Below are 25,332 nucleotides of genomic sequence, written 5' to 3' on the forward strand. Positions count from 1 at the left end.
TGGCCAGGGATAACCTCTGGCCATTTCTATTTGGTTAGTGTTTCTTTTAGGTTAAATATTTTCAGGGCCAGGTATAGTTTGAATTTTACTTCGGCATCGTTTAGATCCAATTGACAAATTTCTTGAATTTTTTCTATACGATAGCGTAAAGTATTGGCATGGACGTAAAGGTCATTGGCCGTCTTTTTAAATTGACAGTCGTTTTTGAGAAAACAATCAAGAGTTTGCAATAGTTGCATTGAAGGAGTATGCTCCTCGTACTCGAGGAGTGGTTTAAGAATTAATTCAGCAAAGGATAGCATTTGATCCACATCTTCGGGTAAGGTAACCAAACCAATAATCCCCAAAGAGTCAAAGGATAACACCTGATTTTTGGAAATGGAGTGTTTCAGATAGTCAAGAGCTTTTAAGGCCTCGCTGTAAGATTTATAGTAGTCACCTGATTGCAAACATTTACGACCGAAAGTAATATAGCATTGAGTTTCGGAGTAACATTTGACTATGTGTTCAATGAGATGATGCGAGCGGGAGATTATGGTCACTTTTTTGATCTGTTTATTTCCTTCCGCGATCAAAATCAAAAAGTATTCTTCTTGAAGGCAGATTACTGTCGCTTCGATATCTCGCTCGAATAAAAAGCTTTTGATTGCTTTCAACTTATCAATATTGGGAACGGGCCCTTCAACATTGGCGATGATTAACCAGGTGGGTCTTGTTAAGTCTAAATTCAAAACCGTTGCTGTTTCCTGGATTACTTTTTCACTGTCATATTGTTTGAAAATTAATTTCCTATACAGATTTCCAAGAATTATTTCTCTGGTCTGAATTTCTGCGTCCTCGATTAAATTCTTTATCGATAAGGCCAATAATACCTTGGTGATGATGGTCCGGTCTTCAGCTGAAATAACCGGCGGGTTTTTCTTATCAAAGATATGAAGATAGCCATGGAGAGCATCTCCGGTTACTATTGGAAAGACTGTTCTGGACTGGCTCACCCCATACTGAGGGAGAGGAGGCATAACCACAGGGCTTTTTTGCTCTTGAATCTTTAACACAAATTCTTTTATGAAAGGGTCTGTTAATTGGGGTTTAGTAAACGCCAGATCATCTGGATCCATTAAAAACTTGCCTAAAATTCTAAAAAATTTATCCTCAATCAGAACCGGCCGCCCAAGTAAGGAACCCAACCTTTCGGCGATACCTTGGCTATTTGTCTCCGTTATTAGCGATAACATGAAAGAATCTATCTCTGGGGAAAGGTAGTCAAAGCCGGTTCCTTTAGTTATCATGATATTCCTCCAGTCCAGTAGGTCAAAAGTTACGGCTAAATATACTCTATTTTATCATAATCATCTAACTGCGAGACAGTTTATTCACATACTTTTGGATATTTGGTATTTGGGATGAATAGAGCTCTCCTTTCAACCAAGTTAGAAGCTTTTCATATAGGGCTGATAGGATTACAATCATATTAGTTCTATAGCAAAACCGGAGGACATCATGAACCACAACACAGGCGTTCAAAAAAGACTGGCAGCTGGAGGGAACATAACTGCCGGGTCCAATTCTATGCTTTATAGCTGGCTGATTCTCATTCTTGCTACCGGAGTGCAGGCCTCAATCGCTTTCGTCTCACTGGGAATCGGATCTTTGGCTCCTTTTATCGAGTCAGGGCTGGGGCTCAATAAATCTCAAGTTGGTTTTATTGGCGGTGCCGTTAATGTTGGCATGACTCTTACGGCTTTGCTTGCCGGGCGGTTCGTTGACAGCCGCGGGGAAAAAATCGTCCTTTTAATTGGCGGACTATTTACCGGTGCTGGAATTATGCTGGCTTCCCTTTCCAACACTTTTCCGGTGCTGCTGCTGCTTCTGTTTTTTACGGGGCTATGGGCAGCTTCAGCAACTCCGGCGGGAAGCAAAGCGATAATGAGTTGGTTTCCCCCGTCTAAACTGGGCTTCGCTTTTAGTGTCAGGCAGACCGGCGTTCCTTTGGGCGGATTATTTTCAGCCTTGGTTTTACCCCATCTGGCCCTGGCGTTTGGCTGGAAGGCGGGCATGGCTGTCATGGGGGTTGTGCCTATCTGCGGGGCGCTTCTATTTCAATTATTATACAAAACGTCTCCCCGTTCCAAGGCGGCATCGGATAATCCCCATAAAGCCCAGTTAAACTTCAGATGGATCATTCGTAATTTCAATATTTGGCTTGTAAGTCTTACAGCAGTCACCTTCATGGGGGCTCAATTTATTGTGATTGCTTATTTAGTTCTTTTTCTGCATGACCAAATCGGGTTTTCGATCGCGCTGGCCAGTATTTTTCTTGTAATAAGCCAGTGCGGGGGAATTATCGGAAGAATTTTTTGGGGATTTGTCAGTGATACCATATTTAGAGGAAAGCGTCGTCCCGCTTTAATAAGTGTAGGGGCTATTGCGGTGGTCATGTCTTTTTCAATGATATTCCTTACCCCGGCATCGTCCGTGTGGTTCGTAGGAATCATGTCGTTCTTATTGGGTTTTTCCGCGATTGGCTGGAACGGGGTTTATGTAGCTCTTATTTCAGAGCTGGCGGGAGCAGCCCAGGCGGGTACGGCAGTAGGCTTTAGTATAACTTTAATTCAGCTGGGAGTTTTGGCTTTTCCGCCGTTGTTTGGCTATTTCGTTGATATAACTAAGTCTTATCAAGCTAGTTGGATGATGTTGGCGATTTTGTTGGTTGTAGGGATTCTGATGCTGTTGCCGGTGAAAGAGAAGCTAGGGACTACTTGCAACCGTTAAATAATGGATGATGAAATTCGCAGACAACTGGAGGTGATTGCTATGGATGATCCGATGATCAGCCGTGCAATGAAAGATTGGGAAAACGTGAGTGCCGACCCTAAATTGAGAGAACTCTATTTTGACCGGAGAAAAGCGGTTATAGATCGGATGGCGGCGGCAAAGGCTGCGGAATTGAGAGAACAGAGAGCGTTGACCGAAGGCAGAGAAAAAGGCCGTGCAGAAGGCCGTGCAGAAGGTCAGAGCCTAATGGCTCAGGATGCTATCTGCCAATATCTCGATGCGCGTTTTGGAACTGCATCTGAATCTCTTCAAGCTGAAGTTCGAGGAATCACAGACTTGGAATCGCTTACTCGCTTGCTAAACCGGATTTTTAAGGTCACAAGTTTAGATGAGGCGCAAAACCTTATTCAGGATATTATATCTTAGGTTACAGCAATGCAAAGTAAAAAGATACCAACTTATCATACGTAGTAGATGCAAATTTGTGAGCAAACAACTAGTTTATTTAAGTTGTTTGCTCCTTCCTTTCTTTAGGAAAGTATTACCTCTAATCTGGTTAGGTTAAAATTCCCTAGCAGCGGGATGTGGCAATATGCTATAATGTAAAGAAATGGGAAGAATTTACTCGAAATTAGGATGGGTGTGAAACCGGTTGGTCGAAGAATTTAGGAATGACCGGCTTATGAAGCCGGTGAGTGAAGCTACATATTTAACGGTAGGGAATGCCTGGCGCTACCGCACGATCTTGCGTTACTTCTACCAGCAGCATGAGCGGCTGAGGCATTATCTGGTGCTGGAAGAGATCTTTGAGTATCTGCGGCAGAATCCACATTTTCAGGAATATTCCGAGGATATGCTGGAGCAGGATTTGAACATGCTGGTCAACTGGAAAAATCTTGTCCCCCGCCAGGATACCGGCCGGGTAAGTTCGATTGAGGACTTTAAGAAAAGGAAATTCCGTTACCAGCTGACCCCGTACACAATCGAAATCGAGCGCATGGTGATTGGACTGGAGAATTTGGGGGAGGGGTTTGGCGGTTCACTTGAACATACCCTCTTTGATAGGTTGCTGCAGGGGCTTTTGCGTCTGACAGAGCTAGATGCCGGGAAAGAGTATGTCATCTTTTCCGTGCCCTTGGACAAGGTATTTGAAATGTGGCAGGATCTTTATGAAGATTTTCGTAAACTTACGGAAAATGCCACTGATTATCTGGCTCATTTGCAAAGCGAAAAAGTAGAAGAGAAGATGCTGACCGAAGCGTTCTTGGTGTATAAGGAGGCTTTGACGCAGTACCTACGCAGTTTTATGACCAGTTTGCAGCGAACTTCCTTTCGGATAGAAGGGATGCTTGCAGAGATTCCCGCCTCCTTCGTCTCCGGATTAGCTGAAAGGTTGGCGGATCATGAACTAAGCATTCCCCGGCTGGATGAACGCCCCCGGCGTGAGCAGTTGATCAACGCTTATGAAGAGAAATGGCAAGTCTTAAGTCACTGGTTTTTAGGAACGGCAGGGCGCGAGAGTGATTTAATCTATCTCCAAAATGCCACCAATGAGACCATCCGCCGCCTCACGCGCTTTGCCCAGCGCCTGGGGGAAGCGCGCCATCACTTGCGCAGCCGCCGCAATGATTATTTGCACTTGGCGAACTGGTTTGTACAGGCTGAATCTCTGGCTGAAGCGCATGAGCTTTCGTCCTCAGTGTTCGGGGTTTTTCATACGCGCCATTTATGGGCTGAGGCGCCCAAACGGACTGAGTCCATTGAAACTGAAATTTGGCAGGAACCTGCGGCTTCTCTGGTGATCCGGCCTAAAATCCGCGCGTATAAGGAAAAGGTACGGCCGAATGCGGTTATGAGTAAAGCCCGGGAAAAAAGTGAAACCCGGGATCGCTATTTGCGGCAGAAAGCGGAGGAACAGGAACTGCTGGAGGATTTGATCTCACAGGATAAAATCGTGATTAAAGACTTGCCGCCGGTTGACCCCTATATCCGTAAAACCTTGCTTACTTGGATTGCCAAATGCATGGGGGCGCGCGACCATAAGGGCAAGACTGAGACCGGGCGGATTTTCCGGCTGCATTTGGCGAGCAAGGAACGGGTAAAGCTGGTCGCGCACGATGGGACCTTAGAGATGCCCGATTATGTCCTGGAGTTCGAGTAAGTTTGAAGGGAAGAATTTGATGGCGGAGAGGCGTAGTTTTGACGATGTAGCACGCGACGGGCTGCAGCTTCTTTTAGAGAATTTCTGGCTGGTGCGGGAGGAAAACCCGGAAGGATACCAAACCGTGCGTGAACGGGAGGCAGTCCTGCGCGATTATGTCTTGGACAAGTTTGGCTACCATTTGATTGTGCACCGGCACTTTGTCAAGTTAGAGAAGATTCCGGCGCGCACTGAGCCCTGGATGGGGATCGGGCACTTTCAGCATCCCCGAGATTATGCAATGTTGTGCTGCCTTCTGGCCTTTGTGGAAGAGAAGGCGGTAGATGAGCAGTTTTTGCTCTCCCATCTCTGCAATGAAGTTCAGGCGCTTTACCCAGGTGAACTTCCGCTGGACTGGCGCAGTTATGAACACCGCAAATCCCTGGTGCGGGTTTTGCAATTTATGACAGAGATGAATATGCTGCGGGTAGTGGACGGGGATACTTCGTCCTTTAATTTCAATGAATCCTCCGAGGTTTTGTATGAGGCCACGGTGATGGCGCGCTATTTCATGCGCTCTTATCCCAAAGACTTAGCCCAATTTGCTAGTAAAGAGGAACTTTTGTCTGCGGATTTAACGGAGGAAGAGACTGGAGCCGCCCGGCGTTACCGGGTTTACCGCCAGTTGGTGCTTAGTCCTGTCTGTTATCAGGGGGAGATGGGGGAGCTGGATTTTCTCTACCTGCGCAACTACCGCAACCGCCTGCAGGAAGATTTGGAGATGCACACCGGCTACCGGCTTGAGTTGTATAAGCAGAGCGCGATGTTGACGGCCGAGGAGCGCAAGGCCAGCTTAACCCTGTTTCCGGACCAGCGGGCCGTCTGCGACTTGGCGCTGCAGTTTGCCGGATTGGCGCGGGAGCGGCAGGAACGCAAGGAATGGTTGCTGGAAGGGGATGGGTCCATTCGTTTAACTCCGGTGGAATTTACCCAGGCCGTAGAGCAGCTGCGGCAGGCGTTCGGCGGGGGATGGGGCAAACAGTACCGGGAAAGCTTGATCCGCCAGGTACGCCGGGAACTGTTGGACGTACTCATGGATTGGAAGATGGCTGCGGTGGAAGAAGAGACGGGGCGGATTATCCTGCGCCCGGCCTTGGCCCGCTTGAGAGGGGAGTATCCTCCGGATTTTGCTGAGAGTAAGCAAGGCTGGCAGCCGGAGGGAGAACAGGCGTCCGTTGATGTGGCAGAGGGGGCTAGATAATGGAATTAGAACGCTGGCAGTTAAACCGGGCCGGATTATTTAATTTTTGGTATTTCGATGATGAAGAGCTTCCGTGTGCTGAAGGCAAACTTTTGCTGCGCGGGGCAAACGGCTCCGGTAAATCCGTGACCATGCAGAGCCTTATCACCGTGTTGCTGGATGGAAAGAAAAGTTCGGACCGCCTCGATCCCTTTGGTTCAAGAGCCCGGCGGATGGAGGATTATTTGCTGGGGGAAAAGGAAGTCGTTGAACAAGATGAACGGACCGGTTACCTGTATTTGGAATACGCACGACCGGGCAGGGGGCAGTACCTGACGACGGGGATCGGTCTGAGGGCTAAACGCCAAAGCAGTCTGGATTTTTGGGGATTTGTGATTCTGGACAATCGCCGGATTGGTCGCGATTTTCTTTTATATAAGACGGAGCGGGATTCTGAAGGGGAGACAGTCAAAATACCTCTCAGCCGGCGCGAGCTGGAGAACCGCTTGGGGGAAGGCGGACAAGTCGTGCGCACGCAACAGGAGTATATGGCTCTGGTGAATAAACACGTTTTCGGGTTTCGGGATCTGGAAACGTTTGAAGACCTGATGAAACTTCTGATTCAGCTGCGCAGCCCCAAGCTGTCCAAGGATTTCCGGCCGACGGTGGTGTATGAAATCCTGACCGAGTCCCTGCCCGCGCTTACGGATGAAGAGCTGCGGCCCCTTTCCGATACGATTGAGAATATGGATCAAATCAAGAGCCAGCTGGACCAGGCCGTGCGCGAAGAACAAGCCTTGCAGAGGCTTTTAAAAGTGTATGACCAGTATAATCAGCGCGTCTTTTGGGAAAAAGGAGAGGGCTTGGTGCAGGCCCATAAGCGGCGTCAGCAGGGCTTAAGCCGTGTGGCCGAGGCCGAGAAAGCGTTGGCGGCAGGAAATGAGGAACTAAACGCCAGTAAGCGGGAGCTTGAGGAGTTAAAACGGGAACAAGACGTTTTAGATAAGGAAAAGGAAGAACTTCAGGACCATGATGTCTTCCGGGCGGAACGGGAGCGGTCTCTCCTTTTGCAGGAACAGCAAGCGCTCAGAGCTGAGCGTGAGAAAAAAGAGCGGGCTGTAAGCGCGAAAGAAACCCAGGAGCGGGAGACGCGCGCGCATATCGTACAAGAGGAAGAAAAAGAACGCCAGGGACGTAAAGAGGTTGAGGAACGCCTGGATGAGATGGATTTTCTGGCGGAGGAAGCCGGTTTTCAAAGCCATGAGGTGGCGACCGATGAATTTAAAGGCCAGATTGAGCAGAATTTTTCGTTTAACTTGTGGCGTAAAGAGGCCAGGGATCACGAAGAGTACCTGGATAAGGCTTTGAGCATGTTCAGGGAAGAGAGGCAGGCGCAGGAGCGCTACCGCCTGGCTGAACTTGATCTGGGAGAGGCGGCCAAGGCTCTGGACCAGGCTCAGTTCGAAAGCAAGAAATGGGCGGATGTACTTGAGGAAGAGCGTGCGAACTGGGTCAATCAAGTGTTTGCATGGAATCAAGATAATAAAGAACTAAAACTGGAGCAGGAAGAGTTGCAACTGCTTATGCAGCGCATACGATTGTGCCCGGACAGTTATTCCTGGGATGTACTAAGGGAGCCAGTGCGTGCGGCTCAGGATCGGCTGCGGCAGCAGGTGCTGGTAGGAATAGCTGATCTTAAACATTTAATCACCCGGCAGGAAGAAAAAATCGAAGCGGTGAAGGCAGAACTTCAAGCGTGGCAGGGCCAAAAGGATCCTGAGCCGCCCAGGCATGCTCAAACCGAGGAAGCCAGGCGGGCTTTGGCGGCTGCGGGCGTTCCGTTTCTCCCTTTTTACGCGGCCGTGGAGTTCCATGAACACGTTCCCAAGGAGCTGCGGGCTTCACTTGAGGCTGCCCTGAAAGAGGCCGGGATTCTGGATGCCTTGATTGTGGGCTCGGCTGAGGCCAACATTGAATCGGACCGTATTTTAGAGCCGAATCCCCAGTTTATGACCCACACCCTGGCCGAATATCTCTACCCGACCCCGGTCGCAGGAGTGGAAATTGCTGCGGAAGATATTGATAATGTGCTGCGCACAGTACTTGTCGGGGAGCATGCGCACACGGCGCATCGCATGCGTGCGGAGCATGATAGCACTTCCGGCGGAACCGTGATTACGGAAGACGGAGGCTATCGGATCGGGTTGATTCAGGGCCAGGCGCCGCGAGAACAGGAATCCATTTATATCGGGAAAGAAGCCAGGCGCCAATACCGGCTGAAGGAGATTGCCCGCCTGGAGAAAGAACTGGCTCTGTTTCGGAGTGAGCGCGGGGATTTGGTGCGGGCACAGGAACAGTTTGAACAAAAGCTGGAATTAATAGCCGAGGAGGCCGCGCGCTATCCGAGCGAACGTGAGCTTAAAACGGCGCATCAGGAACTGGATTCGAGCAGGCGCCAGATTCAGGTGCTGGAGCAGGATGTCGCCAAGAAAAATCTAAAACTCAAGGCGGATCTGGAGCAGTGGCAGGATGTAAAGCAGCGCCTGCGGGAACTAACCCGCACCAGCATCCTGGCCTTTAGCGAGGAAGCTTATGCCACGGGGGTTTTGCGTTTCAAGGGGTACCGCGAGCATTTAGGACAATTGGAGGTTTTGTGGCAAAAAATTATCTCCGCCCGTTCACGTCTTGAACTGCAACGGTCAAGGCTGGAGGAGCTGACCCAGGAGGTAGACGAACTCAAAGGGGAGCTGGAGGTTTTACGAGGTCGGGAAGCCACTCTTCAAGCCAAGCTGGAAAAGGTCGAGGCCCGGCTGCATGAGTTGGGAGCAGAAGAGATCCGCCGGCGGGTGCGCCAAGTAGTTGAACGTTTGCAGCGTTTGCCTGCGGAAATTGAGGGTAAGATCACAGAATCGGAGGCCAAACGCAACGCCCAGGAACAGCGGATGCGGGAATTTAAACGGCTGCGCCGGGAGCAGAATTTAAGCCAAGCCTTAGAGAAACGGTGGCTCGAAGTTTTCGCGGCGGAGCGCAAGCTGCACCAAGGGTTTTATTCAGCCTTTGAAACGGATGAACAGCAAGGTGAGGCAGAGGCGGTGCCCGGGGAGAGTGTCTCGGATGAACGCCTGGCCTTTTATCTTAAGGAAGCCCAGGCCGTAGTGGCGGCAGGCGGGAAAGGAACGGCTGGAGAACGGGAAAGTTTGCAGGAGCGCGTGAGCGATGCTTTTTTCCGGGAGCAAGGGAACCTGGTTGAGTACCGCCCGGCTCTGCAGACAATGTTCGAGTCGGAACAAGAAGCAAAAGGGGCGCTGGAAGCAGAAGGGGAGCCTGGAGCTGACGAAGTCTACGCCGATCTCTATGATTTGTACCGGGGCCGCTGGCAGGAACTGCGGATCAAGGCCAGGCGGACGTATTTACTGTTAGAGTACGAGGGTAAAAAGGTTAATCCGTACTATGCGCGCTCCCAGATGGAAAAAAATATTGCGCTTCAGGAACAGCTGCTCAATGAAAAAGACCGGGAGCTATATGAGGAAATCATTATGCACAGCGTCGGCCGCATCATCCGGGGACGGATTCAACGGGCGGAACATTGGGTGGAGGAAATGAATCACCTGATGGCTCAAAGGGACACGTCCAGCGGCCTTAATTTCTCCGTGCGCTGGCGTCCGCGCACTGCGGAATATGAAGAAGAGATGGATACGGAGGACTTGGTGCAGCTGCTGAAGGCCGATCCCCGCTTGCTGAAGGAGTCTGATATGGCCAGGATTGTGGGGCATTTCCGGTCCAAGATTGAACGGGCTAAGAGCGTGCTAGCGGAAAAAGGGTATGGGGAAAGTTTTCATCAAATTATCAAAGAGATGCTGGACTATCGTCAGTGGTTTGCCTTCACGCTGTACTATCAAAAGAGCGGGGAGCGGCGCAAGGAGCTGACCAACCACGTTTTCTATACCTTCAGCGGCGGGGAAAAGGCCATGGCCATGTACATTCCTTTATTTTCCGCGGCTTATTCCCGCTACTCCGACGCCCGTCCGGAGGCGCCGCGCCTGATTTCCCTAGATGAGGCGTTTGCGGGCGTGGATGAGAACAATATCCGTGATATGTTTGATTTGATGGAAAGGCTCGGTTTTAATTACATTATTAATTCCCAGGCACTCTGGGGAGATTATGATACGGTGGCCAAGCTCTCGATTTGTGAGCTGGTGCGGCCCAAGAATGCCTCCTGGGTCACGGTTATCCGCTATTTTTGGGATGGTAAAGTACGGAGGCTGGTGGAAGAGCGGGATATGAGCGAAGAAGCGGCTGAGGTGTATGGGGCCGCGGCCGGGAGATGAGCAAGTTAGTGTGGGTGAGTTTGGCAGTTTCTGGAGTGACGCAACATGGATGAGCATCTTGTGCATGAAGCGGTGGCGTTTTTTCGCGCCGAGCCCGGTTTTCAACGACTCATTGAGAAGATGATCAAGAAATACCAAAGCTTGGGCCGTCTGGGTGGAACGGTCGTTTTAACGAACTTAAAACCCGCGGAGAAAGAAGCTTTAGGGGGATTTTTGCGCCGGGATTTAACGCGGCAGGTTTCTATCAGCCTGAGCGTCGAAAAATTCAGTGAGGCTCTGGGACAGACCAAATTTGCGCCGGTTTCTCTGCTTAAGCTGTTAGAGGGGTTTGAGGAGGGCTCACTGCTTACCCAGTCTGAATTATTCTCCATCAAGGAGCATGAGCGCGAGGAAGTCATCACACGTCTCCGGCAGCGCTATAACGATTCTTGGTGTCAAAGATGGCTTGGGTTAATTGCGGACAAACACCCTTCAACCCGCTGGCTTTGGGCTTACTTTGAACAGAATCCGTCCTTATTTACACACTGGATGGAGCATGTGTTAAACGCGTTATCAACTCTCCATGCCTCGGAGAAGTTTCAGCGTTTGCCGGTTTTGGCGCGCTCCGTCACCAAAGACCCGCATGGCTTTGATCAAGGCACTGAGCAAGGACGTCTGCTTGTCAATGCCTTAACTTTGTTGTGGCTGCAAGAGCAGGGTTCCCGGATGAAGGACGCGGAGGTTCATGTCCCGCAAAGCGCAGAAGTTAGTCGGCGTACGAGCGAGGTTCTGACTGAGATATTTCTCCATTTTGGCTTGTTGCGCGATGATATCTTGAATTTCTGCACGTGTACCGGCGTTATGGGCTTAGACGCCGGAGGGGTTGCCATACCCTTCTGGCGGGAAGCTTACCGGCAAAAAGCTGTGCTGAATTTGCCGCTGCGCGAAGTCGTTAAAGTGGAGCGTTTTGCTGCTGGAGCGAGTGGCGCCAATAAAGCTGTATATGTCGTTGAAAACTCCGGAGTCTTTTCTGCGCTCCTGGATTATTGGAATGAGATGCGCGGCGCTGAACCTTATCCTGCCCTTATATGCCTACATGGGCAGGCTAAACTTGCAACCTTGGTACTGCTGGATAAGCTCATAGCGGAAGGGGTTACTTTAAGGTATTCCGGGGACTTTGACCCGGAGGGGCTGCTGATTGCGGAACGCTTGCTCCTGCGTTATCCCGGCAAAGTGCGTCTGTGGCGCTATAGCATAGAAGAATATCGTTTGGCGCTCTCGCATAAGAGGATTTCAGATACCCGCTTAAAGCAGCTAAGAAAAATTAAGTCCATAGAATTTCAAAACCTCGCACATGAGATGGAGCATACAGGCCGGGCCGGTTACCAGGAGGGTATCCTGGAATTGCTTAAAGAGGATCTAATCTAAGCCATTATTCTAATAATTCATGTAATGCCTGCCTGGATTCCTCAGACAAGATATCAATGAAATGGTGTAAACCCACATTATAAACATCTCCACTGCAGCTTCAGGATTCCATTCAACATCCGTTTTGTTACCGGCTAATAACTCTCCCATGATCACTAAGCCATCTTCCTGAACAGCAGCACCCAACTTAAACTGTTTTAAGTCAGCTTGGGAGACGTAGCGTTAAAGTGTTTAATTGTAAGACATGTTCAATTATTAGACATAACGGATTATAGTTCGGGCTCAGATTAAGGGAGAAGGCATACCTGTGTCTAAATTATAGACAAACACACCCTGGCAAGGGGTTTTTTTATTTGGTATAAATATTGCAATAGTCTGATAATTCATAATGGGCAAAGGGAGAGAAGGAGAGTTTCAGAATTTCACAGGTAAGAGAGGTGATTGACTAAACTGGAGAAGATGCGGTCAAGCTCGGACATGGATCAAGGGCAGCGGGAGTTTTAGAAAGTATTATATTTTAGATTCTAGGGGGAATTTTTGGTGACTAACTCCTTTATACCTCTGGTGGATCAAATTTATCATGATTCGCCGTTAATCAAAAGAAGTTTTGAGGCTCTTACCGATGATTTGCTGTTTTTGTTTGAACGTTTAAACGTTCGGGTTTCTTTGGTTGCGGTGTATATTGAGAATGTGAACCATTCCATTCCGAAAGGGCTTCTGCGAAAAACCTGTGCTGCTCTGCCTCTTTCTTTTACGGAATATTTCGTTCCGCAAAATACCGACTGGGATGAAATCATTGCTTTAGTCAAGTCACTTAATGTTGATAAGGACATCCATGGGCTTATCGTTGATTTGCCTTTCTCCCCGGATTCGATCTTGATCTTTATAGATCCGCTTAAAAATGTTCGGCTGAACAATTCAGATTACCTTCAACTCAAAGAATTAGGTCTTCCTCCAAATGAAGAGGAGATATTAAGTATTCTTATGATGCTCGAAAAAACCTTTGATGCTGCTGTTGAACAAATCTCTAAACAAAGGGGGAATCCCGGATGAAGTGGCCGGTACGTCAGGTCTGTCTCCAGTGTGAGGAGTGTGTGCTTTCGAAAACGAACGGACTATGTCCAATTCGGTTGTGCGCGAAAAGTCTCGTAAGTGGTCCCTGCGGAGGCGTGATCAACGGAAAGTGCGAAATCGACCGTTTGTCTTCATGTGTTTGGCATGCCATCTATATGCGCTGGTCACAGATGAACACTCCGGAATCCATGCCTCAATTTTTCAAGGACTTTTCCCGTTCTGTGTTTTTTAGCCAAAGGAGAATGCCCGATGCCCTTTATTGAGGAACTTAACAGGAAAGATTTTCTTAGGACGGTGGAGTTAGTCCCGCCTCGCGGTACAGATGTGACGGGGCTCTTACGCCAAGCAGAAAAACTGGCCCCATTTGTTGATGCATTTAATCTTCCTGATAATCCCGGTGCTCGTCTGCATGCAGCACCTATTGGAATAGCGTTCGTCCTTCAATCCCAGGGTTTTGAGAGCATTTATCAGGTTACGTGCCGGGACCGCAACAGGCTCGCTTTGCAAGCCGACCTCCTGGCAGCCGGAACTTTAGGTATTCGCAATGTGTTAGTAGTTACAGGCGACCATAACTTGCTTGGGGATCATCCAACCAGCAAACCGGTTTACGATTTAGATTCTGTCCAGCTCTTAACTATCATAAAAAACCTTAATAAGGGGTTGGATGCCAATGGACAGTCCCTGGATCAGAAAACAATCTTTTGTTACGGTGCGGTTGTAAACCCTTCGTTTGATAATTTGAAAAGCCAGCTTGAGAAATTGAAGCTTAAGGTAGAGGCGGGCATCTCCTTTGTGCAAACCCAGGCAGTTTTCGATTATGATGCTTTCAAACTCTTTATGGAAAACGTAAAGCAAATTCCGGTCAAAGTCCTTGCGGGTATCCTTCCGCTCCGTTCTGCCCGTATGGCCAGTTGGATCAACCGGCATGTCGCGGGAGTTTCCGTTCCTGCTCATATCATTCGCCGATTGGAGACAGCCAAAGATCCTGTTGGGGAAGGATGGCGCATTGTCGAGGAAACCATAGATGCCGTCAAAGAGGTAAGCGATGGATTGCATTTTATGTCCTTGGGGGACAGTCATGGCTTAACAGAATATCTAAAGTCACTGCTTTGACCCATCCGAACAATAAGCATAAGCACAAAGTGAATTTACAATTCACATTTCCAATATAGATCCCTCTCACTCGTATAGATTATGTAAGATTACAGTATCAGGCAGCGAAGGAAGGTAGGTAAAAATGAAGCTGAGCAACGCTATCGCTCAGAAAATTGTAGAGTTTATTTTTGGGCAAAGCGGCTATCATGTCATCGTGTGCGATGATAGCGGGACGATTATCGCCGATTCCGCCCAGACCAGGGTGGGGTTGGCGCATAAAGGAAGCCGGGCCATACTCACCACGGGCCAAGATTTTGCCATAGTCACAGCCGAAGATGCTGCGGCCTCCGAGGGTAAGTTAAAAGAGGGTTACAATCTGGCTATTAAAGCGGACGGAGTTAAAATCGGAACGTTTGGCATTGCCGGGCCTTTGGATATTGTGCGGCCTGTCGCCCACATTGCCGCCGGGATGGTGGTGACCATGTTAAGGGACGAAGAATTGAAACAGGTTATTCGCTCTCAAGTGCAGGCATTGAGCCAGTCGGTGGACCAAGCAGCCAAGGCGGTGCAACAAACTGCTGCCTCAGCCCAGGAAATAGCAGCTATCAGCCAAAGTATCGCCGAAGTAGCCCAGGAGGGGAAAAACCGGGTCAAAGCTACGGCGAACATTTTAGACTTTATTCTCCGGATAACTAAACAGACTAATTTGCTCGGATTGAATGCCGCTATTGAGGCGGCACGGGCTGGGGAACAGGGGCGCGGTTTTATGGTAGTAGCCGGGGAAGTACGCAAGCTGGCAGACGAAAGCAGTCGTTCCGCCGATGAGATTAATACCATTCTTTTTCAGTTCCAGTCTATGATCGAAAAGATCACGGAAGGGGTTTTACAGAACAGTGCCGTGACCCAGGAACAAGCTCAGGCTAATCAGGAAATTTTCCGTTTGATTGAGGAAGTTCAACAGGTTAGCCATAAGTTGAACACTTTGGCAGAGAATCTCTAGGTACTGAGTTGATTAATTGTGTCAATAGATTACCCAATAGTTGCCGTCATCCATCTATGGCATTCACCGTCAATGAATGTTATAATATTCGTAAAATTTTGCTTGGATTTTAAAGATTGAACAACTTAAACAATGCAGTGTTATTAAAAAAGCTTAAATCTCTAGAAAAGGAAAGGGGTTGAAGGGCATAGCATGATCTGGGTTAAAGACGTCATGATGCCTATTCCTTTTCCATTAACTGAAACCCATCGTTGTGAAGAGGCTTTGAAGCTGATCACCCGCCACCGGGCGCCGGGGTGGCCTGTTCTGAATGGGGAAGGAAAGTTAATAGGAATTGTCGTGCTGGATTCACTCGCCGGATATTTAAGCGGGGACGGTTCCCGGGAGGATGCGCTTTCCTGTATGAAAGCCATTGACCGCGAACCAGTTATTTTAAAAGCGGGGATGCCCCTGGAAGAAGCTTGGGGCCATTCCTTCCATGTGGCGGCGGTCAGCCGGGAAGACGGGGAAATCATCGGGGTTTTAAGCCGTGCTAAGCTGGCGCTGGCCTTATATCAGCGTGCCGAGTTCCAGGTTAAGGAGCTGGAGGCGGTCTTAAACTCCGCTCACAACGGGATTGTGGTGATTAACAGCGAAGGACTCATTACCTCCTTTAACCGAGCGGCGGAAAAATTCACCCGTTTGTCCGGTGATCAAGCCCTTGGGCGCCATGTGCTCGATGTCCTGGTGCCGATGGGGCTGATGGAGACCCTGCAGACCGGGCAGTCCGAATACTCGGAGAAGTTCCGGGTAGGGCGCGGGACGTATATTATTAACCGCGACCCGGTGATTCAGGATGGAAAAATCACCGGTGCGGTGGGGGTGTTCCAGGATATTTCCGAAATCGAGTCAGTGTCCCAGGAACTGGTCTCGGTTAAAGAACTGAACCGGGAGTTGGACTCCGTGATTCAGTCCTCTTCCGATGGGTTTGTGGTTACGGATGCGAGCGGGCAGATCTTACGGGTGAATTCCGCCTATGAAAAGTTAAGCCAGTGCACTTCTCAGGAGCTTTACGGGCGCAGAATCCAGGAACTAGGGGAAGAAGGGATTTTCGCCCATTCTTTGGTCGACGTGGTACTGCAGCGCAGGCACCCGGTGACCGTGATGGAAAGCAAGCAGGATCACAGCTTCATGGTCACGGGTACCCCGGTCTTTGATGAGGACGGGCGCCTGCTCCGGGTCGTGATCAATTTGCGCGACATGACCATGCTCAACCAATTGCGCCAGGAGTTGACGGAATCAAAGCGCCTGAGTGAAAAATACCATTTGGAACTCTCGGAACTGCGCGAGCGCCAGGATACCGGGGGCATGGTGGTCTCAGGCCCGGAGCTGGAAAGGGTTCTTGAACTGATCATGAGGGTTGCCAAAGTGGACTCCACCGTCCTCCTGTTAGGGGAATCCGGGGTAGGAAAGGAAGGGATGGCCAAGCTTCTGCATACCAAAAGCCAGCACAGCGAAGGCCCGTTTATTAAAGTAAACTGCGGGGCCATTCCGGAGCAGCTGCTTGAATCCGAACTCTTTGGGTATGAAGGGGGAGCTTTTACCGGAGCCAAGCGCGAAGGGAAAATCGGGATGTTCGAGCTGGCTAACAACGGAACCCTTTTGCTGGATGAAATCGGGGACTTGCCCTTTAACTTGCAGGCCAAGCTTTTGCGGGTGCTCCAGGAACGGGAAATTGTACCGGTTGGGGGAAGCAAGCCGCGTGAGGTGAATGTGCGTATCCTGGCTGCGACCCATAAAGACCTTGAAAGTATGGTGCGTGCGGGAGAGTTCCGGGAAGACCTCTATTTCCGCTTAAATGTGGTTCCGATCTGGATTCCGCCGCTCAGGGAACGGCGCGGGGATATCGTACCGCTTTTGCATCATTTCCGGGAGAAGTTCAGCAAGAAGTACGGCTTACACCGCGAGTTTGCTCCGGATGTGGTGGAGGCTTTTGTCCAGTACGAGTGGCCGGGGAACGTCAGGGAGCTAGAAAATATGGTCGAGCGCCTAATGGTGATGGCTCCGAGTGAGCTCATCACCTTGTCCCAGCTTCCGCCGGTGTTTCAGCGGCAGGGGAGCGAAGAAGGGGGCGTATCGGTACACTCTTTGATGCCGCTCAAAGAGGCCGTCATGGAAGTTGAAAGGCAGCTGATCGAGAAGGCTCTTAAGAAGTACGGCAGCACCTACAAAGCGGCCGAGGCCTTGGGCGTGAACCAGTCAACCGTGGTGCGGCGGATGGCGCGGTTTCGCAAGGGGAAGGGCGAGTAAGAAAAGCGATTTTCTGCGCAGCAAAATGGATAACTGGGAGGATCCTTTTTTATCTTTAATGTCGAAATATGGCGAAAAAAGAAGAACACACCAAATATAGAGAACCTGGCTGGGAAAACAGTTTCTTGTGGAATGCAAATTGCATCAAAAATCTTCTAAACAGCGCAATAAACGGATGGCAAAGGAGGATTTGAGATGAAGGTCAAGCAAGTGATGCGTTGCAATCCGGTTACCGTGAGTCCGATGTCCACGCTGGCAGATGCCGGTAAAATTTTTCTTAATTTGGATGTTAACTGTGCACCTGTGGTGGGTAAGAACGGTGAGACAGTCGGAATTATCACGATATCCAAAGTGTTGGAACACCTGTTGGCAGGGGTTTCCCCCCAGGAGAACGTGGGAACATTCATGGATGAGCCGCCGGGAGTAGTGACCGAGAACACGGATTTTGCGCAGATTGCCCATACTCCCAGTATGGAACGCCTGCTGGTGCTGGATCAGGATAACCGTCTGACGGGAATACTATCGAGAGTTGAGCTTATAAAAAAGGTCTACCGATCCTGGGAGGAGACCAGAAACGAACTGAATGTGGTGCTCCAATCCGTGAGCCACGCCATTGTGGCTTTTAATGCTGCCGGACTGATTTACCTGCTGAATAAAGGAGCAGAAGTGTTGCTGGGGCTGAGCTTTGACGCGGTCGGGCGGCCGGTCGAACAGATTTTGCCGGCGGGGGAATGGCTTGATGTTCTATCCGGGAAGTCTCATATCGGGTTCAAAATGGAGATTAATGCAAAGCGCATCGTCGCCAATGCCACGCCCATCATTTCGGGCAGAGACGTTACCGGCGCTGTCGTGGTTCTTCAGGATTTGTCGGAAATGGAGAACTTGATTCTGGAATTGTCCAAGGTTCGGGAATTGAAGGACGAGTTAGACAATATTATCGAATCGTCCTACGATGGGATATTGGTTGTAAATACTGCCAAAGAAGTGCTCAGAGTCAATAAGGGCGCTTTGCGTTTCTTTAACGTCAGTGAACTTCCGGAACATGGTCGTTTGAGTCGCCTGGAATCGGATATTGCCCTCCGCCTGGATGAAATGGTTACTGAAATAAGCAGGACCGGAGAGGCTTTAACCAATATCTATTCCAACGCGGGCGGGCAGGAGATCATGATTACGGGTAATCCCCGGTACGATTTCGAAAGGCAATTGGTGCAAGTGATTTTTAACCTGCGCGATCTGACTGAGCTCCAGCGGCTTAAAGTTCAGATTGCCGAGGCAAAGGAAGAAAAGCTCCGCTATTCGGAGGAGTTGAAGGAATTAAGATCAAAGCTGCTAACGGAAAAACTAGTAGCTAAAAGCCCTGCCATGGAACCTGTCCTGGAATTGATGATCCGGGTAGCGAAAGTGGAGTCCACCGTGCTTATAACCGGTGAATCGGGCGTGGGCAAGGAGGTCGCAGCCAAGACCATTCACAGCTTAAGCACCCGGGAGAGCAGCCCTTTTATTACGGTGAACTGCGGCGCTATTCCGGAAAACTTGCTGGAGTCGGAACTCTTTGGTTATGAAAAAGGAGCTTTTACGGGGGCCAACAAAGAGGGGAAAATCGGTTTGATGGAAGCTGCCAACGGGGGGACGATTTTTCTCGATGAAATCGGCGAACTTCCGCTGAACTTGCAAGTTAAGCTTTTGAGAGCCATTCAGGACAAGGTAATCCAACGGGTGGGCGGGATCAAGCCGATCGAACTTGATGTCCGGATTATCGCCGCTACCAACCGCAATCTTAAAGAAATGGTGGAAAGGCAGGCTTTTCGGGAAGATCTCTTCTACCGCCTGAACGTGGTGCAAATTGAGATACCCCCTCTGCGCTGGCGTAAAGAGGATATCTTTCCCTTAGCAGAACATTTTTTGCAAAAATACAACTTAAAATATAGCAAAATAAAGAGCATCCGCCCTGCAGTATACAGGATTTTCGAGAATTATGCCTGGCCCGGCAATGTGCGGGAGTTGGAAAACATGATTGAAAGGGCGGTCATTCTCAGTGAAGGGGAACTCATTGACGTTTCCCACCTGCCGGATCAATTAGGGCAATCCGGCGGTGCCAAAGAACGGGTGGAGATTAAAATCCGGGAAGTGGTTCCTTGGAACGAGGCCTTGGAGCAGATGGAAAAGGAATTGCTGCGCAAGGCGCTGGAACAGGGAAAAAGTATCCGTAAAACGGCTGATGTGTTAGGAATTACTCATACCACAGTCTTGCGCAAAGGCAGGCAATATTCTCTCTTAAATTTGACCGATGGCTAAGTGCGACCAAGATTTGCACTTTTTCAGCAGCTTAAGGTGGAATCTGAGCGTTACAGATGGAATCCTGGTGTTCCAGCCCGGGAAATACGGATTTATTAAAATTGAACGACTTATCGGAAAAAATGTAAGATTCCAAGTGGAACTGTAAAGTTCCACTTGGTTTTATTTCGGAGCGTATGGATTCGTGCCAATTTTGGCACGGGCAGTGGAATGAAATGCTGAGAGGCGCGCACAGAGCGCGCCTTGCTTGTTTATTGACCGGCGGCCAAAAACCGGAGAGCCACTTTACATAGTAGTTTTCACCGGTTGGTATACAGTTTGCTAAGTATACTGATACAGGCTTTAAAACTTGTCGAATTATGATGAACAAAGGAAGGGGAGAATGAATATGACCAAGGATTTGCAGCACATTCCGGTCAGTGTCGGTATGTATGCGAACTGGTGGTGGAAAAACTACGGGATCTCGTACAACAAACAGTATTATTACGACCCGGACTACCGCATTGAGGCCCAAATGAAACAGCAAAAAATCTTGTATGAGCGCTTCGGCGATGTGGGTCTGGGTAATCCCAACCCGGAGCCAAACCCTTTCATTGACTATGGCATGGCCTTGCTGCCGGAAATGTTCGGGTGTGAAATTACCTTTTTTGACGATGCCTTACCCTGGGCTAATCCGGCCAACCTTTCCGAGGAAGAGGTTGAGAAATTAACCGTGCCCGATGTTGAGCACAGCCACCCGATGACGGAAATCATTCGCCAAATGGATTATCTGGAGCAAAAATATGGTCGGGTAACGGGCAACATTAACACGACAGGTATTCTTAATTTGGCCTTGAAGATTCGTGGTGACCAGCTTTATGTGGATTTTTTCGAGAATCCGGAGCTTGCGCACAAACTGATGAACATCTGTTTGGAAAGCATTATCAAGCTGGCGAATTATGTAAGAAAACGGACCGGCACCCTGGCCTCCTCGGTTACTCCCATGGCGCCGCCGGAGATGTATATTCTGCCTAACTGTACGGTTGCGCAGATTTCTAATGACGCGTACGAGGAATTCGTTCTGCCCTACGAACTGAAACTGGCTGAAGCCATGCAATCGTTTGGCATACATCACTGCGGATCGGTGGACAATGTGGTGGTCGGGTACAGCAAAGTAAAGAATATGCAGTTTATTGAAGTAGGACCCAAATCGGATTTGCGGCGTGTACGCGAGTTGATGCCGGATGTTTTCATCAATGCCAGGATAGATCCTGTGCGTATGCTTAAATGCACCCCGGCGGAAATTGAGCAGGATGTCAAGTATCTGATTGATAACGGCGGGCCTCTTAATAAGCTCTCCATTGATGCGGTGGGTGTAGACTATGGTACTCCCGATGAGAATGTAAGAGTTATGCTTAACACGGCCAAAAGTTACAGTGCGGAAAAGATGAAGGCAGGGTTTTAATCAAAAGCGAGGGGGAATAAAGATGTCAGTTCTTGAGGAGCTAAAGAATTCGATTATCACGTACAAGCCGGCTAAGGCTAAGGAGTATTGCCAACAGGCTTTGGCTGAGGGCATCGATCCGGGGGTTATCTTAAGTGAGGGATTGATCGCCGGGATGAGTGTGGTTGGAGCCAGATTTAAGAAAAATGAAATCTATGTGCCTGAAGTCCTGATCGCCGCGAAGGCTACGCATGCCGGGCTGGACGTATTAAAACCGATTCTGAGTGAGCGGAAAACAGAGCCGATTGGGAAGGTAATTATTGGCACTGTCAAAGACGATCTCCATGATATTGGTAAGAACCTGGTGACCATGATGCTGGAAGGCGGCGGGTTTGAAGTAGTCAACCTGGGTGTAAATGTTGATCCGGAAAAATTTATCGCTGCCATTAAAGAACATGATCCCGATATTGTCGGAATGTCGAGCTTAATTACCTCCACACTCCATTGGGTGGAAGATACGATCACAGCCATTGAGTCTGCCGGACTGCGTGACCAAGTGAAGATTATGGTGGGCGGGGCACCGGTAACGGAAGAGTGGGCGCTGCAGATCGGGGCGGACGGCTTCGGTAAAGACGCCACCGCCGCGGTGGAAATGGCGCGAAAACTTCTTGGAGTCGCCTAGATATTTGTCATGCGAGAGGAGGAGAGGATTTTGTATCATACCGAAATACGCAGCAAGGACAAGATCGTCACGATTGGCCGGGATTTACCGGCAGTGATCATCGGGGAGCGCATTAATCCTACAGGTAAGAAGAAATTCGGCCAGGCTCTATTGGCCCGGGATTTTGAGGCGGTAAGACGGGAGGCCATGACCCAAGTCGAACAGGGTGCGGATGTCCTGGACGTTAACGTAGGGGTTGCGGGTGTTGACGAAGTTGCTCTCTTGCCCGAAGTTGTGAAGATCGTGGCCGCAACCGCAGATGTTCCCCTTTGTATTGACTCAGCCAATCCTCAGGCTCTGGCCGCTGCCTTAAAGGTTTATGAGGGCAAAGCCCTGGTTAATTCGGTCACTGGGGAGGAAAAGTCAATTGACAGTGTTTTGCCTGTCGTTAAAGAATATGGAGCGGCAGTCGTAGGGCTCTTGATGGATGACGAGGGGATCTCCAATGATCCGGAAAAAAGACTGGCTATCGCCAGCAAGATCGTGGAGCGGGCTGAGAAAGCGGGAATTGAACGCTCGGACATTGTGATTGATTGCCTGACCATGACTGTGAGTTCAGACCACAATGCAGCGGTGCTCACCTTGAAGACGATTGAGCGGGTTGTGGAAGAACTGGGCACAAACATTATTCTCGGCATCAGCAACGTCTCGTTTGGACTGCCAGACCGGCACAGCATTACCAAGACCATGCTGGCCATGGCTTTAAGAGCAGGTTTGACCTGTGTGATCATGGATCCTACAGCTGAGGGAATGCGCCGGACCATGAAGAGCGCAGACCTGCTCCTAGGCCGGGATGAATGGGCAATGAACTATCTCGCGGAGTACCGTCAGTATTCAGAACAAGCCTAAAAGTTATGGAATGATTGTGTTCATGCCAGATGAATGAGGCCGTATGATTCGATTCGAAGCCACAGCGAGCGCGGAGTTTGATTTCCTGATACGGGAATAACTGATTGACCAGGAGAAGGGGGCGGTAAGATGGCAGATTATAGAGTGATAGCCTGTGAAGTATTTGAGCAGGAGATTCTGAACGGTCTTCATCTTTCCCCGGAAAAATGTATTTTTCTGCCGCAAGGTCTCCACCGCACCCCCGATTTGTTAAAGACAGAGCTGCAAAAACAAATCGACTTGCTGGACGAGCAAGGAGGAGTAGACTGCATTTATCTCGGTTATGGCTTGTGCGGCCATGGTGTTGCCGGTGTATGCTCCCGTATGAGCAAATTGGCCATTCCGGACAGTGAGGACTGCATACCGGTGTTGCATGGTCTCAGTCGTGCTGGGGGTCGGCAGACAGTCGACCGGACGATGAGCTATTATCTGAGTGCCGGCTGGATTGCCTATGGCAGCGATGGCTGGAAAGAATATCAGCGTTGCCAGGAAATCTTTGATCATGAGACAGCTTACTGGTGTACCAAAGAGATGATTAAACACTACCGGAAATTCACCTTGATCGATACCGGAATGCCCAGTTATTCTGAGGATCAAGCTTATACCCGGCGGATCAGTGAATTTTTCAGCATGGAATACGGGGAAGTAAAGGGTTCTTTGGATTGGCTGGAGAGTCTGCTGAACGGGGAGGCTGCTTTTAATGTCATGGTTAAACCAGGTACGCCGCTGGAAGTAAAAATGTTCACCGTTGGAAATTCTGCTGCAATAGACTGATACTCGTCTGAGGCAGCAGAAACAAGGGGTGGAGGATTAGCAAATGAAGGAGTATAACGTAAAATTCATCCCTCAAAATAAGGAAGTGACGGTACTTGCAGGCACGACCGTCATGCAGGCAGGAGAATCAGTAGGGATTGCCATGGAAGCTCCTTGTGGGGGACACGGGACGTGTGGCAAGTGCATGGTACGCTGTTACGGTCTGAACGCAGAGCCAACGGCGGCTGAAAAAGAAAAAATTAAGCCTGAACTTCTGACCGATGGGTGGAGGTTGGCTTGCCGGACCATAATTAATCAGAATATGGTAGTGGAAGTGCCGGAACAGGGCAAGGGCCGCCTCATTAAAGGCGCTCTTGCGGAGGCTAAAATTGATTGGATAACAGAGCCGGCATTGCTTAAAGAACATTTATCAATAGACAAGCCTTCCCTTATCGACCAGCGTGCGGACTGGGAACGGGTGCAAGATCTGCTGTCCGTTTTCCAAACAAAGGTTGATTTGTCCTTGCTGAAACAGCTCCCCGGACTGCTGCGTCAAACTCCTGATCTTACTGCTGTAACCTTCCAGGGCGAACTCATGGCTTTGGAACCAGGGGATACGACAGAGTACGCATTTGGGTGTGCGGTTGATATCGGCACCACGACCGTGGTGTGCAGTCTCCACGATTTGCGAACAGGGCGTCAGCTGGCCATAGCCACGGCATTTAACCCACAAAGGGCATACGGAGCTGACGTTTTGGCACGCATTGACTTTTCCCTCGCGGACGCCAATTTAGAGAAGCTGCAATCCCTTATTGTGGAACAGATCAATTCTTTAATTAAAGAAGTTAGTGTGCAAGCTGATATTGACCGGGAAAAGATTTATGTACTGAGTGTGGTTGGGAATACCACAATGCAGCATCTGTTCCTTGGGCTTAGCCCTAGCCACATCGCTGTGCCACCGTTTGTGGGAGTGCTTTACGCGGGGTTGAGTTTTCCGGTTGCCGACCTAGGGATAAGGATTAATCCTAATGGCAAAATAACTCTGCTTCCCCACGTCGCCGGTTATGTGGGAGCGGATATCGTGGCTGGGGTCTTAGCCACATCTTTGTACAGGGAGGAGCGTCCCAGTCTGTTGATTGACGTCGGCACCAACGCGGAAATAGTGTTGGCGGCCCAAGGTTCATTATATGCTTGTTCCGCTGCGGCAGGTCCGGCTTTTGAAGGAGCCAATATCAGCTCCGGTATGCGGGCGGGAAGCGGGGCTATTGACCGGGTCTGGCTCGATGAAGGAGAAATTCATTACAGTGTCATCGGTCAGACTGAGGCCAAAGGCCTGTGTGGTTCTGGGCTCATAGATGTTATGGCCGAGTTATTAAAGGTAGGGCTTATTGACAGCACAGGCCGCTTGTTGACCCGGGAGGAAGCTGAAGAGGTTGTGGGACCCGTTTTGGCAGGAAGGTTAAGGGAAGAGGCAGATGGTAATTATTTTGTGTTGACTGAAAAGGGAGGGGTGCCGCAAGTAAGTCTTACTCAGGGAGATATTCGTCAGGTTCAGCTCGCGAAGTCCGCTATTTTAGCAGGGATCCGGATTCTGACCAAGGAAATGGGTATCGAGATGCAAGATATTCAAAGGATTTATCTGGCAGGATCGTTTGGCAATGTGCTTAATAAGGTTAATGCCCGGGCAGTCGGCTTGATTCCTCCCGCTGTTTCCGAGGAAAAAGTTCAGTATGCCGGGAATTCTGCGCATGTCGGGGCCCAGCTCAATCTGTTGCGTTTTGACACGGAGCATTTAGCGCGGAAAATAGTTCGAAAAATCAAATATATCGAACTCTCTGACCGGATGGACTTTACGGAAGAATTTACCGAGGCCATGTTCTTTAACGGAGAAAGTGAGTAGAGAA

18 protein-coding genes are annotated in these 25,332 nt (G+C 49.6%); 17 read left to right on the forward strand and 1 reads right to left on the reverse strand.

The features are described 5' to 3' along the window. Positions 1-26: 26 nt before the first annotated feature. Positions 27-1,289 carry a PucR family transcriptional regulator gene (locus tag J0X21_RS00955; protein ID WP_206808876.1) on the reverse strand — a complete coding sequence of 421 codons (1,263 nt, stop codon included), beginning with the start codon at positions 1,287-1,289 and terminating at the stop codon, positions 27-29. Positions 1,290-1,500: 211 nt separating this feature from the next. On the opposite strand from J0X21_RS00955, the gene J0X21_RS00960 reads away from it, so the two are divergent. The 17 genes from J0X21_RS00960 to J0X21_RS01040 all read left to right on the forward strand — a co-directional run bounded on the left by J0X21_RS00960 (position 1,501) and on the right by J0X21_RS01040 (position 25,328). After that, the gene (locus J0X21_RS00960) at positions 1,501-2,772 is read left to right on the forward strand and encodes an MFS transporter (RefSeq protein ID WP_206808877.1); all 1,272 of its coding nucleotides are present in this window, start codon (positions 1,501-1,503) and stop codon (positions 2,770-2,772) included. Positions 2,773-2,814: 42 nt separating this feature from the next. Continuing rightward, complete coding sequence (locus tag J0X21_RS00965) at positions 2,815-3,201, forward strand: RpnC/YadD family protein (RefSeq protein WP_206808879.1); 387 nt, start codon at positions 2,815-2,817, stop codon at positions 3,199-3,201. A 256-nt stretch (positions 3,202-3,457) separates the two neighbouring features. Then, positions 3,458-4,936 carry a TIGR02677 family protein gene (locus J0X21_RS00970; RefSeq protein ID WP_206808881.1) on the forward strand — a complete coding sequence of 493 codons (1,479 nt, stop codon included), beginning with the start codon at positions 3,458-3,460 and terminating at the stop codon, positions 4,934-4,936. A 19-nt stretch (positions 4,937-4,955) separates the two neighbouring features. After that, positions 4,956-6,176, forward strand: coding sequence for a TIGR02678 family protein (locus J0X21_RS00975; protein WP_206808883.1), 1,221 nt, complete (start codon positions 4,956-4,958; stop codon positions 6,174-6,176). Beyond that, complete coding sequence (locus tag J0X21_RS00980; protein WP_206808885.1) at positions 6,176-10,483, forward strand: TIGR02680 family protein; 4,308 nt, start codon at positions 6,176-6,178, stop codon at positions 10,481-10,483. The genes J0X21_RS00975 and J0X21_RS00980 overlap by 1 nt, the downstream gene beginning before the upstream one ends. Positions 10,484-10,528: 45 nt before the next feature. Continuing rightward, on the forward strand, positions 10,529-11,890 hold the full coding sequence (locus tag J0X21_RS00985; RefSeq protein WP_206808887.1) for a TIGR02679 family protein: 1,362 nt from the start codon (positions 10,529-10,531) through the stop codon (positions 11,888-11,890). Between the two features lie 540 nt (positions 11,891-12,430). Further along, positions 12,431-12,943, forward strand: a complete 513-nt coding sequence (locus tag J0X21_RS00990) for a tetrahydrofolate dehydrogenase/cyclohydrolase catalytic domain-containing protein (protein WP_206808889.1) — start codon at positions 12,431-12,433, stop codon at positions 12,941-12,943. Then, positions 12,940-13,227, forward strand: a complete 288-nt coding sequence (locus tag J0X21_RS00995) for a methylenetetrahydrofolate reductase C-terminal domain-containing protein (protein WP_206808905.1) — start codon at positions 12,940-12,942, stop codon at positions 13,225-13,227. The genes J0X21_RS00990 and J0X21_RS00995 overlap by 4 nt, the downstream gene beginning before the upstream one ends. Beyond that, complete coding sequence (locus J0X21_RS01000) at positions 13,214-14,077, forward strand: methylenetetrahydrofolate reductase (RefSeq protein ID WP_206808914.1); 864 nt, start codon at positions 13,214-13,216, stop codon at positions 14,075-14,077. The genes J0X21_RS00995 and J0X21_RS01000 overlap by 14 nt, the downstream gene beginning before the upstream one ends. Positions 14,078-14,201: 124 nt before the next feature. Next, positions 14,202-15,059 carry a sugar diacid recognition domain-containing protein gene (locus J0X21_RS16020; RefSeq protein ID WP_206808916.1) on the forward strand — a complete coding sequence of 286 codons (858 nt, stop codon included), beginning with the start codon at positions 14,202-14,204 and terminating at the stop codon, positions 15,057-15,059. Positions 15,060-15,251: 192 nt separating this feature from the next. After that, complete coding sequence (locus J0X21_RS01010; protein WP_206808925.1) at positions 15,252-17,348, forward strand: sigma-54-dependent Fis family transcriptional regulator; 2,097 nt, start codon at positions 15,252-15,254, stop codon at positions 17,346-17,348. 195 nt (positions 17,349-17,543) lie between these two features. After that, positions 17,544-19,643: a sigma-54-dependent Fis family transcriptional regulator gene (locus J0X21_RS01015; protein ID WP_206808934.1), complete on the forward strand. Its 2,100-nt coding sequence runs from the start codon at positions 17,544-17,546 to the stop codon at positions 19,641-19,643. A 388-nt stretch (positions 19,644-20,031) separates the two neighbouring features. After that, on the forward strand, positions 20,032-21,087 hold the full coding sequence (locus J0X21_RS01020) for a uroporphyrinogen decarboxylase family protein (RefSeq protein ID WP_206808943.1): 1,056 nt from the start codon (positions 20,032-20,034) through the stop codon (positions 21,085-21,087). Between the two features lie 22 nt (positions 21,088-21,109). Further along, on the forward strand, positions 21,110-21,748 hold the full coding sequence (locus J0X21_RS01025; protein ID WP_206808945.1) for a cobalamin B12-binding domain-containing protein: 639 nt from the start codon (positions 21,110-21,112) through the stop codon (positions 21,746-21,748). 30 nt (positions 21,749-21,778) lie between these two features. Further along, on the forward strand, positions 21,779-22,636 hold the full coding sequence (locus tag J0X21_RS01030) for a dihydropteroate synthase (protein ID WP_206808954.1): 858 nt from the start codon (positions 21,779-21,781) through the stop codon (positions 22,634-22,636). A gap of 129 nt (positions 22,637-22,765) precedes the next feature. After that, on the forward strand, positions 22,766-23,449 hold the full coding sequence (locus J0X21_RS01035) for a DUF1638 domain-containing protein (protein ID WP_206808955.1): 684 nt from the start codon (positions 22,766-22,768) through the stop codon (positions 23,447-23,449). 43 nt (positions 23,450-23,492) lie between these two features. Beyond that, the gene (locus J0X21_RS01040) at positions 23,493-25,328 is read left to right on the forward strand and encodes an ASKHA domain-containing protein (protein WP_206808971.1); all 1,836 of its coding nucleotides are present in this window, start codon (positions 23,493-23,495) and stop codon (positions 25,326-25,328) included. The last annotated feature ends 4 nt before the right edge of the window (positions 25,329-25,332 follow it).

The organism is Paradesulfitobacterium ferrireducens (genome assembly GCF_017310645.1).
Classification (GTDB): Bacteria; Bacillota; Desulfitobacteriia; order Desulfitobacteriales; family Desulfitobacteriaceae; genus Paradesulfitobacterium; species Paradesulfitobacterium ferrireducens.